This is a genomic window from Shewanella sp. SM23 (assembly GCF_025654295.1).
GTDB classification, from domain to species: domain Bacteria; phylum Pseudomonadota; class Gammaproteobacteria; order Enterobacterales; family Shewanellaceae; genus Shewanella; species Shewanella oncorhynchi.
This window is the reverse complement of record NZ_JAKKRM010000002.1, coordinates 114,456-129,237: the sequence shown is the minus strand read 5'-3', so window position 1 is coordinate 129,237 and position 14,782 is coordinate 114,456. Positions and strand designations below refer to the sequence as shown.

11 protein-coding genes are annotated in these 14,782 nt (G+C 44.0%); 1 reads left to right on the top strand and 10 read right to left on the bottom strand.

Annotated features, from left to right (window positions below; genetic code table 11):
• Nucleotides 1-110 precede the first annotated feature (110 nt).
• From L5L98_RS03705 to L5L98_RS03660, 10 genes are all read right to left on the bottom strand, one after another.
• The gene (locus L5L98_RS03705; RefSeq protein ID WP_113940560.1) at nt 111-2,426 is read right to left on the bottom strand and encodes an efflux RND transporter permease subunit; all 2,316 of its coding nucleotides are present in this window, start codon (nt 2,424-2,426) and stop codon (nt 111-113) included.
• A 36-nt stretch (nt 2,427-2,462) separates the two neighbouring features.
• The gene (locus L5L98_RS03700; protein WP_263138620.1) at nt 2,463-3,479 is read right to left on the bottom strand and encodes a WD40/YVTN/BNR-like repeat-containing protein; all 1,017 of its coding nucleotides are present in this window, start codon (nt 3,477-3,479) and stop codon (nt 2,463-2,465) included.
• 54 nt (nt 3,480-3,533) lie between these two features.
• Entirely contained in the window at nt 3,534-4,898 is a 1,365-nt protein-coding gene (locus L5L98_RS03695; protein WP_263138618.1) for a DUF1329 domain-containing protein, read from the bottom strand.
• Between the two features lie 13 nt (nt 4,899-4,911).
• Nucleotides 4,912-6,951 (bottom strand): DUF1302 domain-containing protein, encoded by a 2,040-nt coding sequence (locus L5L98_RS03690; RefSeq protein ID WP_263138617.1) that lies wholly within the window; start codon nt 6,949-6,951, stop codon nt 4,912-4,914.
• Between the two features lie 338 nt (nt 6,952-7,289).
• Nucleotides 7,290-7,505: a DUF2835 domain-containing protein gene (locus L5L98_RS03685; RefSeq protein WP_028759764.1), complete on the bottom strand. Its 216-nt coding sequence runs from the start codon at nt 7,503-7,505 to the stop codon at nt 7,290-7,292.
• Nucleotides 7,506-7,548: 43 nt separating this feature from the next.
• The gene (gene pepN / locus L5L98_RS03680; RefSeq protein WP_263138614.1) at nt 7,549-10,098 is read right to left on the bottom strand and encodes an aminopeptidase N; all 2,550 of its coding nucleotides are present in this window, start codon (nt 10,096-10,098) and stop codon (nt 7,549-7,551) included.
• Between the two features lie 84 nt (nt 10,099-10,182).
• Nucleotides 10,183-12,228: a carboxy terminal-processing peptidase gene (prc, locus tag L5L98_RS03675; protein ID WP_263138612.1), complete on the bottom strand. Its 2,046-nt coding sequence runs from the start codon at nt 12,226-12,228 to the stop codon at nt 10,183-10,185.
• A 28-nt stretch (nt 12,229-12,256) separates the two neighbouring features.
• On the bottom strand, nt 12,257-12,886 hold the full coding sequence (proQ, locus tag L5L98_RS03670) for an RNA chaperone ProQ (RefSeq protein WP_028759761.1): 630 nt from the start codon (nt 12,884-12,886) through the stop codon (nt 12,257-12,259).
• A 280-nt stretch (nt 12,887-13,166) separates the two neighbouring features.
• Nucleotides 13,167-13,625: a GAF domain-containing protein gene (locus tag L5L98_RS03665; protein WP_028759760.1), complete on the bottom strand. Its 459-nt coding sequence runs from the start codon at nt 13,623-13,625 to the stop codon at nt 13,167-13,169.
• A 17-nt stretch (nt 13,626-13,642) separates the two neighbouring features.
• Entirely contained in the window at nt 13,643-13,942 is a 300-nt protein-coding gene (locus tag L5L98_RS03660) for a YebG family protein (protein ID WP_105252655.1), read from the bottom strand.
• A 206-nt stretch (nt 13,943-14,148) separates the two neighbouring features.
• Here L5L98_RS03660 and L5L98_RS03655 point away from each other — a divergent pair, with 206 nt between their 5' ends.
• Complete coding sequence (locus L5L98_RS03655) at nt 14,149-14,781, top strand: paraquat-inducible protein A (RefSeq protein ID WP_028759758.1); 633 nt, start codon at nt 14,149-14,151, stop codon at nt 14,779-14,781.
• Nucleotide 14,782: the final 1 nt, after the last annotated feature.

Below are 14,782 nucleotides of genomic sequence, written 5' to 3'. Positions count from 1 at the left end.
CTTGAAATCCAGTATTGGCGTAAACAAGGAATGACAAATGACCAAACAATCGATAAAGCAGACTAAGTATTCAAAAGTAAATGGGGAGCTTAGCTCCCCATTTGTAGACTCTACTTAGGTTGGCGCCAGAAAATGGCGGCCAATGCAGGTAGGATAATTATGGCACCGAGCATATTTACCACAAACATGAATGTTAACAATATTCCCATGTCCATTTGGAATTTAAGTGCCGAGAAGAACCAAGTACTGACACCAATCGCCAATGTAAGGCCCGTAAAGATCACCGCACTACCCCGTTCGACCAACGCCTCATAGTAAGCCTGCTGTACTGGCATACCATTCGATAGCTTAGACGACATAGTCGAGAGGATATAAATACCATAGTCCACACCAATACCAACCCCCAGCGCAATGACAGGTAAGGTACTGACAGCTAAGCCAATATCGAGCTGAGTCATCAAAGCTTGTGCCAGTGTCGACACGACATATAACGGAATAATGACCGCCACAGTGGCTTTAAAAGATTTAAAGCTGATTAAGCAGAGTACAAACACTGCACCATAGACGTATATCATCATAGGTAACTGTGCCTCAGCCACCGCTTCGTTAGTCGCTGCCATTACACCCACAGGACCCGACGCCAGTTTAAACTGCAACTTCTCGTTGTCCATTTTCGCGGCGACGGCTTTGACCTTAGCGACCACAGTTTCTATGGTTTCGGCCTTGTGATCTTTCATAAACAGATACACAGGCATGACAGAACAATCGCCATTTAATAAACCTGAAGTCGTGGGAATTTGGCCAATAGCCTGTACTAAGCTCGCCGTTGTACGCGGCAACACTTCCCATCTTGGATTACCTTCGTTGAAGCCTGCATTCACTTTTTTAGCGACTGACGCCAAACTCACAGTCGACTCCACCCCTGGGGTATTGCGTACTAACCACTCAAACTGATCAATTTGAGTGAGCACATCGTGGTAAGTACAGGCTTCAGGTGCTGCCTCAACAATCACAGTCATCACATCTGTGGTGATAGAGAAATGATCTGTGATGAAGAAGGTATCGAGGTTATAACGCGAATCTTGATGTAACGCTGGCGCGCCGCCCTGTAAGTCACCAATCTTCATCTGATTGGCTTGTTGCAAACCCACAAAATACAACACCACAGTGGCAATAATGACTACCACAGCATATTTAGGCGTCGCAAAACGCGCCATGAAGCGCCAAATAGCCTCAGTTCGCACTTCTTCAGCAGTTGGTTCTGCGTGTTTATTGACTTTGATTTCAGTAAAAGAAATTACCAAAGGCAACAGGATAAGGTTAGTGAAAATGATCACGCCAACACCGAGCGAGGCAGAAATCGCCAGCTCGCGAATAATCCCAATATCGATAAATAACAGGGTAATAAAACCAACAGTATCAGACAGTAATGCCACACCACCCGGCACTAATAAACTACGAAATGCCGACGCCGAAGCCGCTTTTGTCGTTTGCCCGTCGAGCACTCGGCGCCGTACAGCATTGATGATCTGCACCCCGTGGCTCACACCGATGGCGAAGACTAAAAACGGTACCAGAATCGACATAGGATCGAGACCGAAACCTATCACAGTCAATAAACCAAGCTGCCAGACCACAGCCGTTAAACTGCAGACCAGTGGCAGCATGGTCAAGATGATTGATTTAGAAAAGAGGTAAACCATGATGGCGGTGACCAAAATCGCGATCACGAAGAACAGCAATACACCCTTAGCACCATCAGCCACATCCCCCGCCATTTTGGCGAAACCTATGATGTGAATTTTAACCTTATCGGTTTCGAACTTGCCCCTAAGCTCTTTTTCTAATTGTGCAGCAAAAGCAATGGTATCAAGCGGTTTACCCGTCTGTGGATCAAAATCCATTAATTGAGCCGACACCATAGCCGCACTGTAATCGTTGGCAATTAATCGGCCGACAATCCCTGCTTTTTCAATATTATCGCGAACCGTTTCTAACCCAGACACTGAAGTTGAAAAATCCGCTGGAATAACTGGCCCGCCAGCAAAACCATCCTCAACGACTTCAGTAAAACGAGTGGAAGGCGAAAAAATTGATTTCACCTGCGCACGATCAACCCCTGGAATAAAAAACAGCTGATCATGCACGTTTTTTAAGGTATCAAAATAGTTAGCATTAAAAATATTACCGCTGGTATCCTCAACCGCCACCATGATGCTGTTGGCACCACCAAAATCTTTTTGGTGTTTCAGGTAGGTCTGCATATAACTGTGCTGCAGGGGAATATTTTTGATAAAAGCCGCATCCATTTTGAGTTGACTGGCCTGATAGCCAAAAAACAACGTCAAAAACACAAAAATGCCGACGACCCATGCGCGATTGCGAAACAAAAATGACTCAAATCCGTTGACCAGTTTTTCTAACATCTTCTCGGCCCTGTTATTTATTGTAGTTTTAAAATTTTATGGCTTAAGAATAAACAGCCCTTGGCTGCCGGATAACCACATATTCCCTTGATTATCCTTCGCAATAGACACTAAGTTTTCCCCTTGGCGACGAGTCACGATACTGCTAGTGTCGTCCTCATTTAGCTTGATCACTATCCCCGCATTACCCACTAAATATAGCGCGTCGTCAGAAACAACCATGGCACCGTTGATTGAGGATTGCACAGGCAGTTCTATTTGATTCCATTGGCTTAAAGTCACATCAGCTTTGAATATATGACCGCGAAGGCCCATCACATACACAGCATTTTTCGTTTCTACGGCGTTAAACATAGAACCATCGTAATCAAAATTGGTACGCGTAAATGTTTTACCTTGATCACCAGAAACAGCGACTAAGCCCAGCTCGCCAACCAATAATAAACGTCCATCGGTTAAGGTTAAAATACGATTAAAGTGCGGCAATAATGAAGCGCGCGCACTCAAATAGGCCGATTGATCGCTGCCTTTTAACTCCGCCAAATAAGCCACATCCTCTTCAGCTAAAAGCTCCTCATGGAACTCCTCGCGCCACTGGGCACCGCCATCGTTGGTGCGATAAAACAAACCGTAAGCGCCAATGGCAATACCATTGTTTTCGTCTAAAAACACCACATCGAGGAAAGGCTTTTCAATCTCTGGCGAATGCATTTGTAACTGCCAAGTTTGACCGCCATCCTGAGTATGTAAAATGGTTGCATCATGACCTACAGCCCAACCGCGTTTTTCATTGAGGAAAAAGACTTTGGTCAGCTGTGAACTCACGGGCGTTGCCACTTGATGCCAACTGCCGTCATATACCAGAGCATGACCACGTTCACCCACAGCCACTAAACCTGCGCCTACGTTGGCAATATCTAAAATCAAAGATGAAACAGCAAGAGGTTGAACTTGAGAAAAAATCGGATCAGAGGGCGTTGCAGATAACGTAGAAGGAAAAAAAGCGCCACCGAAACTTAATACAGCGACACACTGAAGGATGCGAAACGACATACAAACTTCCTTAAACTAATGAGGGGCGCTAAGCGCCCCTTTGTACGTGGCCTATTAACGGATACCTTCACGACGCAATGCATCGGGGGTAAAGTTAGCTTCAGTCAGTTTGGCATCGAAGTTATACATGCCACTTTGGTTGTCTAAGCCCATAGCGAGATAACGACGGGATTGCAAATCATGGAAGACTTCTAAAGTATCCCACTGTGCAGGTACTTCGTAGTAATTCAAGCCATGTGCAACGGCCACACGATATAACTGATCACGGTTGTCGTAGAGATCGGCGATTGACACTTGCCATGAATCTTCATCAAGGTACATATCGCGCACTTTATAAATGTGGCGCATACCATCTTTCAGCGTCGCCCTCACTTGCCATACGCGGTGTTTTTCCCAACGAACGTATTCAGGATTCACATGACCAGGTTTCAATATTTGGTCATATTTCAGCTTATCTGAATGCAGTTTGTAATCGTTGTACGGGATATAAATTTCTTTTTTGCCAACCAGTTCCCAGTTGTAACGCACTGGAGAGCCGTTAAACATATCGAAATCATCTGTCGTACGCAGACCATCTGACACTGTACCCGGTGTATCAAAAGCCACGTTCGGCGCTTTACGGACTCGACGTTGACCTGTGTTATAGGTCCAAGCTTGGCGTGGAAGCGCCTCTTGATCCATGGTTTCTTTAACCAATAAGGCTGTACCTGCTAAACGTGCAGGCTGAGTCACCACTTGCTTAAAGTAGAACAGCGTATTGCTGGCTTTAAGCTGAACTAAGGTAATTTCTGGACGAGAATATTCGAAGCGAATTTCCTCAGCCGTTTCCACTAAGCTATAGCTACCATCGGCTGTCGGTGCAGCTTGGCTACGGGAAGTTTCGATATCGATACCACGAAAACGCAAAATATGGTTCCAAATTGCTTCTAAACCATTTGCAGGGATCGGGAATGGAATACCAATAGCCGCGCCAGAAATACCATTGCCCTGTGCAATCAGTTCAGCACGAGTCGCGTTAACTTTAGTCGCATCGTAAACGAACTGTGGTACAGAAGCGCTACGGCGAGTCTTATACACATTCATCTTGTAGGTATCAGGATAAAGTTCGAACAACTTAATCTGACCCGGCGTTAAAAAATCTTTATATTGCGCTTTGTTAGCATTGGTAATAGTAAATTCAATCTTATCCTCAGGGAAAGGATCTGGGTGATGCATCCCTTTGGTATAACCCGCCACAGGCTTAGTAATACCACCATCCCACGCAGGAATAGAACCATCAGCATTACCTGCTTTTTCAGCACCTAAAGGGGTAAGTTCATTGCCAAGTTTTGCCGCATCAGCTTCTGATATCTTAGCCATAGCGACTGGTGCTGCGAACGCCAGCATGACTGCACTCGCCAATATCGTCAGTTTCTTCATTGTTTGAGTCCTTTTAGATCGAATACTTGATATTGAATGAAACATAATCACGATCTGCCATCGCATTCGTCGTACCGACACCGCCAAAGAAATTGTTATAGGAGATATCTGCACCCCAACGGTTTTGATAGTCGAAGTTAACGCCTAGCGCGACAGACTTACGTCCTTCCGTGAACAGGAACATAGGATCAGGTGTAATACCATCAACGTCATGGGAGAAAATCACCCGTGGAGACATATTGACCCCAGCAAATACGTTGTTGAAATCCGCCTTTCCAACTAAACGGTATCCCCAAGCAAAGTCGGTTGGAAACGGGTTAGTTTCAGGACCATTGTGCAAGGCTTGAATGATGCCGGGCATATCTGGGTTGCCGCCAGAACGTGACGTACCAGGACCATTGAGACGTAGCTCATCAAAACCTGGCATATCATGGATCCACACGCCACCCACTTCGGCCAACATAGTCAAGTTATCTAAACCTAACGTTGGACCAAATAAATGGGTGAAAGTCATCTGCGCCTGAGTGGTATCAAGACGGATAAAGCCATCCACGGTTTCACCCGGCTTAACATCTTTAATCTGTGAAATACCATCGAGATCTGGACGAAGACCAGCGTTAGCTAACTGCTGTGGCATACCGGCAAACAACAATTCCACGTCATCAATTTGCAACGGCTCATCTTGACGATGGGCAATTTCAGCCGCGACAGAGGTATCACCAACCAAGGTATTGAAACTGAAACCGTAAAGCTTGATATCTTCTGGATAAACGATTTGCGCCTTAGAGAAACTCTTCAAATTGAGCAGCAATTCACGATTGATATCACCCGCATTTAAGCCAATAGTCGCGAGATCCGATATGATTGCGGTATTACTAAAATCCGCCGCTGTACCACTGATCAGTGGACGACGGCTATGGTAGTTCATAAAATAGAAACCAAATTCGGTTTCACCCAGTGAAGGCGCGTAATAACCCAGCTTGATACCGTATTGGCCATCATTGCTTGGCTCTTCTTCGTCCTGTACTAGTGTCACTTTAGTAGGGTAAGCGAGGGCCATTGCCGCCAACTGTTCTATCGCAGGTTGGCCGCTGGCAATCATGCCCGCTAAACGCTCATATTCTTGAATCACAAAGTCTAAATTGATGTCAGGGTTAGCATTAAACCCAAGCTGAGCGTTTTGAGCGTAACCACCGAAACCCGCAAAATCGTTAGTCGCAAAAATAGAACCCGGCGTTGGTACCCAAATAGGTTGCCAATCATATTGATAGAATGCTTCTACCGTTAATGAATCCGTCAAACCAAGGGAAGCCCACACCATGCCTTGAGGTCTGAACGCTTCTTTGAGTTCAGCACCTGGCGCATTAAGTATGTTCAAGTCAACGGCGTTGATTTCACTGATCCCATGGGCAATCAGTGTACTTTCACCCCATGACACCACTTGATTACCTACACGAATAGATAATGGATTAGCGCCATCGTTGAGGTCAAAGTTGCCATACACAAACGCATCGAGTAAGCGAATATCTTTACATTGAACTTCTGAAGCACGGTTATCTTCGCAAGGGTCAAACTCTTTGCCCGTTATCGGATCATTAAAATCATAATTACCGTCATTGAGTTTGCGATCATAGAAATACATACCACGAGCGAATAAACCGTAGTTTTTGTATTTCAATGACAATTCATGCAAACCTTTAACGATTTCGGACGTAGTATCGCCTTGAGAATAAAGTAAATTACTTAAGTCATTGTTACTGGAATACGATCCGGGCTGGGCCCAAATCTCAGCAGAAGTATATTTAGTATTGCCAAATGCGCTGTAATTAGACCAATCGAATTGGGGTTGATTAACCTTACCAATTTGACCTTCCCAATCGCGCTCCCCTACACGCCAGCTCGCACCAGCAGTCCAAGTTGAGTCAAATGTGCCCTCAACCTCTCCCCAATTAAAAGATACTGCATTAACGCTTGGGATCATTAACAAACTCAATGCCGACGCCACCCCCAAAGCAAGCGCCGATTTGTTAAAACTATTTTTAACAATTTTCATTTTAGCTCTCCGTACCCTGCTGGATTCTTTGTTTTAGGAATTACAACCAACATCTTGTTAGCTCACAGGTAACATCATTGTTACAGCAATTAATCCCCTTGAGCAAGGCGCAGTTAGAGAAAATTTTCTAAAGAATTAAGCATGTAGGTACATTTGTACCGATAACTAAAAAGGAGAGATTTAAATTAGCGAAAAGCGGAATAGGAATGAAACATAAAAACACATTAAAAAATCATATAATTCATTAACATATTTAAAAATGAAATATCACAAAGCGAGCTTAGTAATCAGCCGACCGTTTAAAGTAATTGCTCTAAGTAAAGATAAACAAATTAAGACTAAACTCGATTTAATGAAACAAATTGTCCCTTGTCATCTAAAACCAATTTGAAATAGCCTTGAATGCCATTTTCGGTTAAAAAACGCCTAAAATGACGGCCATTAATCCACAAAATCCGCCCTTGAGTTTCACGAACCTCGACTTTATCGGCAAGCCCTTGATAATAAGGTAAGAAATCTCGATAGCTGATCGATAGTTTGAAATACAGTTCCATAATATCAAGGCAGCACAGACTGCTGCCCTCCTCCTACAAACTGCTATTTTGCCAATGCTTTAGAGACTTTTTCGTACATATCCTTAGATAAGTCAGGCAAAGCCAAAAGTTGCCCTAAACAGGCTTTTATCAATGTTTGGCGGTCTAAGTCGAATTTATGATACTGGATCAATGGCGTCACCATACGGGCCGCAACCTGCGGATTGAGCTTATTAAGGGTCATTAAGCATTCGGTTAAGAAAGCATAACCCTTACCGTCTCTACGGTGGAATTGATAAATATTACCAGCAGCAAAACTGCCCACTAAAGCACGCACTCGGTTTGGATTGCTCATACTAAAACACTTGTGTTGCTGCAACTGACGCAAACACTCAATCACATCATCTGCATCACGGGTCGCTTGCAACATAAACCATTTATCCATCACCAATGGCGTATCCTGCCAACGTAGCTCAAATGTCGTCATCAGTTCATCACGACAAGGTAAATTCCCAACATTGGCTGCCGTCAACGCACCAAGAGAATCCGTCATATTACTGGCGTTATCGAACTGAGAAATCACTAACCCCTCGGCCTCATCCGACACCCGAGCTAACCAAGTTAAACACTGATTTTTAAGGGCTCTTGCCTGCGTACTCTCTACTGCGACTAAAGAACGATATAGCGCAATCAATTCATCTTCACTATGTGAAGCGAGCTCTATTAGTACAAATTCACGTGCTAAAGCTAACGCATCTAGATCAACATTCTCTGTTTGCTCAATCAAAGCCGAAGCCGTAGGTATCGCTAATATTTCGGCGATCAATGCCGGATCAAGCTGAGTGTCTAACAACACACCTTTAAAACTATCGCGCACACGGGGATCGAGAGCCATAGCTTGTTGCTGTTGTAAACTCGCCACATTTTGCCAAATAGCTTGGCTCACTAGGGTCACAGAGGCTTCCCAACGCGCCACTTCGCTGCTAGCAAAACGCATCAAGTGGACGAGTTGATCCACATTGAATCGATATTGTAATTTGACGGGCGCGGAGAAGTTTTGCAATAACGAAGCGACGGGTTTATGAGTGAGTCCATCAAAGCTAAACACTTGTTCAGTTTGAGTAAAATTGAGGATTTCATTCACTAAAGAATGGCCCTTCGCATCTAAGAGCTCTAAGCTAAACGGAATATGCAGCGGTGATGCACAGTTCGCTAGACTTTGTTTAAGGGTCAATTGATAAACGCCCGTTTGCGCATCAAAACTGTCCATCGCAGTCACAATCGGCGTACCGGCTTGGCTATACCATAAACGGAATTGGGTTAAATCCACTCCGCTGGCATCTTCCATTGCCGCCACAAAATCATCACAGGTGACAGCTTGGCCGTCGTGGCGTTTAAAATACAGTTTCATTCCCGCCTGAAACTTTTCTTCGCCGAGCAAAGTGTGCATCATGCGGATGACTTCAGCGCCCTTGTTATACACAGTCACAGTGTAGAAATTATTCATCTCAATGACAGATTCTGGACGAATAGGATGGGACATAGGGCCAGAATCTTCTGCAAATTGCTGATTTTTGATCACTTTAATTGCATGAATTCGATTCACAGCACGAGAGCCTAAATCTGAGCTAAATTCTTGATCGCGAAAAACCGTTAAGCCTTCTTTCAAACTTAACTGGAACCAATCGCGGCACGTTACGCGGTTTCCTGTCCAATTATGGAAATACTCATGGCCTACAACCGATTCAATGCCGTGATAATCCTCGTCGGTGGCCGTTAAGGTATCTGCGAGCACATATTTAGTGTTAAAGATATTTAAGCCTTTGTTTTCCATCGCACCCATATTGAAAAAGTCGACGGCCACTATCATGTAAATATCTAAATCATACTCAAGATCAAAACGGCTCTCATCCCATGCCATGGATTTCTTAAGTGATGCCATCGCATGGTGTGCTTTATGTAAATTACCTTTATCAACAAAAACTTGCAGGATCACTTTACGACGACTGCGAGTAATGAACTCATCTTGCAATAGATCAAAATCGCCAGCGACTAAGGCAAATAAATACGCTGGTTTTGGAAATGGATCTTGCCAGCAAACATAATGGCGTCCGCCATCTAACTCACCTTGATCAATCAAATTACCGTTACTCAGTAAAAACGGGAATGCGGCGCTATCGGCTTCGATACGAACTGTGTATTTAGCTAATACATCAGGGCGATCAAGGAAATAAGTGATACGTCGAAAGCCCTCTGCCTCGCATTGCGTGCAGTAGGCACCATCGGACATATATAGCCCTTCAAGGCTCGAATTAGCTTCAGGATCGAGCTTAGTGATAATGTTAAGCTCAAACTCATCAAGCTCAGTTTCTAGAACTAATTGACCTGCACTAACATGGTAAGGCACAGCATCACCATTAACTGTCAGTGAAACAATGGTCAAATCTTCGCCATCCAACACTAAGGCTTGTGCATGTTTTGAAGTGCGTTTTATACGACTGATCGCCTGCACTTGGGTTTCATTGCCTGCCAAATTAAACGCTAAATCGATAGTCTCTATCGTAAAAAGTGGCGCTTGATAATCTTTTAAGTATTTTGCTTGAGCTTGTGTCATTTCTATCCCTTTAACGCTGATCTAAATAAGAAAAAACGCGCCATAAGCGCGTTTTGATATCGGATAAATCGACTCGACTAGCGCCTACTTAGCACTAGTTTTAGCCATTTTTTGCACATCAGCCATATCTAAGGTGATATAAGCGGTTTCGTCTAAAAATGCATCTGGCAATTCAGCGTCGTCTTTAATGTCTTCCATTGATTTAACCGGTGCTAAACCATTGGCGACTCGACGCTCGTTTGTTCTGTCGAGGACTTTTTTCTCATCGGCTTCGCGGGAAGCAATACGCTCACTTTCAACCAGAGATACTGTTTTCTCTTTGTGATGCTTTTTAAAGTCGGCAATATCTTGATTGATATAGGCAAACTCTACGCTGTTTTTTATACGGTTAAGGTGCTTAGATTCAAGGCTAGTCACTAACTCAGGCGTAACATCATTAAGCGTACCATATTGCGCCATTGGCACTTTATCCCAAGGTAAAGCATTTTTCTCTTCAGCTTCACCGTACTCGCCCGGCTCCAACGCACTTGGGTAAGCAATGTTGGGGGTCACACCTTTAATCTGTGTACTACCACCATTAATACGGTAGAACTTTTGAATCGTATACTGCACATGGCCAATTGGCTTCTCATACATGTCGTAGATACGGCCTAGGCTCTTATGCTGCTGTACTGTGCCTTTCCCAAAACTCGACTCACCGACAATCAGTGCACGGTCATAATCTTGCAATGCGGCAGCAAAAATTTCAGAGGCTGAAGCACTGTAACGGTCAACCATCACAGTCAATGGTCCTGCATAACTGGTTTTACCGTCGTTATCACGATGCGCAGACACTCGTCCATCGGCATCACGAATTTGCACTACAGGGCCCATATCGATAAAGAGTCCCGTCAGCAGCACGGCTTCCGTTAATGCCCCCCCACCGTTACCTCTAAGGTCGATGACTATGCCTTCTACTTTGGCGTCGTTTAACTTCACTAGCTCTTTTTCAACGTCCTGCGACAAATTCATATAAAAACCAGGAATTTGGATCACACCGACTTTGCGATTAGCATACTCACCGTCTTTAGGCTCAATCACCTTAGAGGTTGCAGCTCTATCTTCAAGACGAATTTTGTCGCGAACTAAGGTAACGTCGAACGGCTTCGCATTCGAACCGCCTTTCTTCGGTAAAATTTGCAAAACAACTTTACTGCCCTTAGGACCTTTGATCAGATCAACCACGTCGTCTAAACGCCAGCCGATCACATCAACAATTTCACCGCCTTCTTGACCGACACCGACAATCTTGTCTTCCGGTGACAGTTTTTCACTGCCCGCAGCAGGGCCGCCAGTAATTAAACTTTTAATGACAGTGTAATCGTCTTCGAGTTGCAGTTGAGCACCAATGCCTTCAAGGCTCAAGTTCATTTCCATTTGGAAACGTTCAGCATTGCGTGGTGAAAGGTAACTTGTATGTGGCTCAATGCTACGAGAGAAGGCATTCATCACGCCTTGGAACACGTCTTCACTGTTAGTTTGAATCAACCGTTTAATAGCGTTGTTGTAACGCTTTTGGAGGATATCAACAATCTCAGGCCATTGCTTACCTGTGAGTTTAAGATTTAGTGCATCGTATTTAACACGTTGACGCCATAACTCATTAATTTCTGTCTGGTCTTTTGGCCATGCGGCCTCATCGCGGTCGTACTCATAGGCATCACCGGGCGCAGAAAAATCCATCTCTTTATCTAATAGAGATAAAGCATAGACAAAGCCTTCATAGCGGCGCTTTTGGACGATATCAAACATTTTATAGGCAGGCTCAAGTTCACCAGAACTAAGCATGTCATCGAATTGGGTAGCATAAGGTTTAAAACTATCGACATCCGCTTGGGTTAACACATTGCGGCGATAATCCAACTGCTGCAGATAACGATCAAAAATTTGCGCAGAAAAGGCGTCATCGAGATTGAATCTATGATAGTGCGAACGAGTGTATAAGTCCGTTACCCTTTTGCTCGCAACCTTATGTTGCGCTTCCTGCTTGAGAGTGGGTAACTCGCTGATTTGAATCGTGGGTGGTACGGCCCAAGCCGAGAATCCGACAAAAACAGTGGCGATCAAGGTAGCCAAAGTGAGTTTTCGCATCAACAAGTTACTCCGTTTTAATAAATGATTACAGCAGGATATGTTCTGCTCTAACTTTAATCGTTAGGCCACTATCAAGCTGAACATGAATATCTTCCTTGTTAATGTCAGTAATCACACCGGCTACGGGTGTCATACCTAATTTAACATTGACGCGTTGTTTTTTCGTTAAATCAGTCAATTGTGCTTGAACATAATTGACGACTGGCGCTGCAGCTTTTGGTGCAGGCTTAGCAGGACGCTCAGTTTTAGGACGCTGAGGAACGGCCACCTTTTTAGGTGCTTTCTTCGCCGCAGGCTTAGGTGCAAGTGCTGCACGTTTCGCTTTGGCCTTATCCTGACTCTCTTTCAACATGGCTTGAGCATGATCAATGTGCTCTTGCTCTAACTCGCCGCAAGGTTCGCCATCCAGGTTTACGCGTTGTGCGCCCGCTTTAACGCACTTTAAATAGCGCCAGCTGCTGGTGTAACGTCTCAAGGCAACTCTGAGCTGAGTTTTACTGACTTTAGAATCATCAGCCAACCTTTCAGCCAAATCTTGAAACAATCCGATTTTTAATGGCTTAGTTTCACCTTCAGCAATAAAGCACAAAGGAAATGTTTCATACAAATACGCCAAAATTGCATTGGTGTCGGTCAACTTTTCTGTTGATTCCATCATTACTTCCACAGTCAAAAAGGGACATCGATTCGAGGTGATATATATCAGCTTCTTACATGTCGTTTATCTTCGTTAAACTCAATATTGAGTCAACGTACAAATTAGCATCCTAGCCGCGTTTACTAAAGTTAAAAAATATACCTTAACAAATTTTGTCAGCTCAAAACACTAAGCTTATTCATTGCATGCCAATCAAACCAGCTTAATGCGTGCAGGCGCATATTATAAGGCGCACGCCACCGATTGCGACTATGAATTATGCGTTATTGTACGCAAATTAATCAAATAGGCAGTTTTCAAAACTTTTAACCAGTAATTCCAGCCCCTTTTGGTCTTCTTCATCGAAACGATCGAAGATAGGACTGTCAATATCGAGCACGGCAACCACGTTACCTTGCGCACGAACTGGCACAACGATTTCAGAATTACTGGCAGAATCACAGGCAATATGACCATCAAATTGATGGACATCGGCCACTCGCTGAGTTTGATTAGTGAATGCTGCTGTACCACACACACCTTTTCCTAACGGAATGCGTGTACAAGCCACTTTACCTTGAAACGGACCAAGAACCAGTTGTTCACCACGCATGACGTAGAATCCCACCCAGTTCAGCTCAGTTAAATTATCATTGAGCAAGGCTGAAAAATTCGCCATCGCCGCAACAAGGTCATCTTCCCCTTCCAACAAGGCCAAGGCTTGACGGTTAAGTGACTCATAAAATTTCGATTTCATTACATTTCCTAACAATTTTATTCTGCTGCTTCGGTCTTTTTAGCCGCTTTTTTCGCTGCAGGCGGATTCGTTGGCGTACTATTAACCTGAACGGCGCCTTTAAGCAAGTTCGTCAGCTCATCTTTATTGTTAGCAAAATAGAATGCGAGCTTTTCGCCCACACTTTCATCTATACCCAAATCAGCTTTTTGAATGAAGGGGATAAGGTTATCGGCGATATCGAGCATCTTATCGTAGGCATCAGCCTCCTTCTTAGATGTGAATGTCATCTTTTCAACCCCTTCTCTGACCACGACAAACTGCGTTATTACTGCCATGACTGCCCTCGCACTGTTTTTATATACAGTAACTAGAGTGACATAGATTGAACTTGTGATGCAAGTGTTCTGATTAATCTGATATTATTAGCGTACTTTCGTTGCCAAGATTATAAAGCGCTAGACGTGGCTGAACAGCTAACTAGCACGACACTTTGCACCGTTCTCGCTGTTATTACTCCTATTAGGCTAATATATATTTTTATATGCATGAAAACGCAGCAGAAAATTCAGTAACCCTATGCCGCTCCTGCGATTTAGCAGTCCGCAAACGTGCCTTGCCTAGCGGCGTTAGAGCAATCTGTCCTCGTTGCAGCACTGCACTTTATGACACGCCATACTGCTCCGTGAATGGTATGTTAGCCCTATGTATTTCGGCATTAGTGTTTTATTTCCCTGCTAATTTTTTACCCGTACTCGAGATCCACTTTTTCGGCAGTATTCGTACTACCACGGTTTTCCAAGGGGCATTTGCAGTATTTGACCAAGGCTATTGGGTTGTAGGTGTCGCCGTACTTGCCGCAGCTGTGATAGGTCCAGGCTTATTACTGTTATCGATATTGACACAGATTTTAATTGTGAAATGGGGATTGAGTAGCCTTTTTTGGCGTAACTCATTGAAGCAGTTGTTAAAATTTCATGGCGTCTTATCGCAGCTCACTATGCTGGAAATTTATGTGATCAGCTTCTTAGTTTCATCATTTCAGCTATCTGATTTTTCGGACATTTATTTTGGTATGGGCACATTTTGCTTCACTATGCTGTTTCTCGTGACCTTGTTTCTACAAAGAGAATACGACTTAGAACATATGTGGACGTTATTGGAAGGTCATAGCTGAT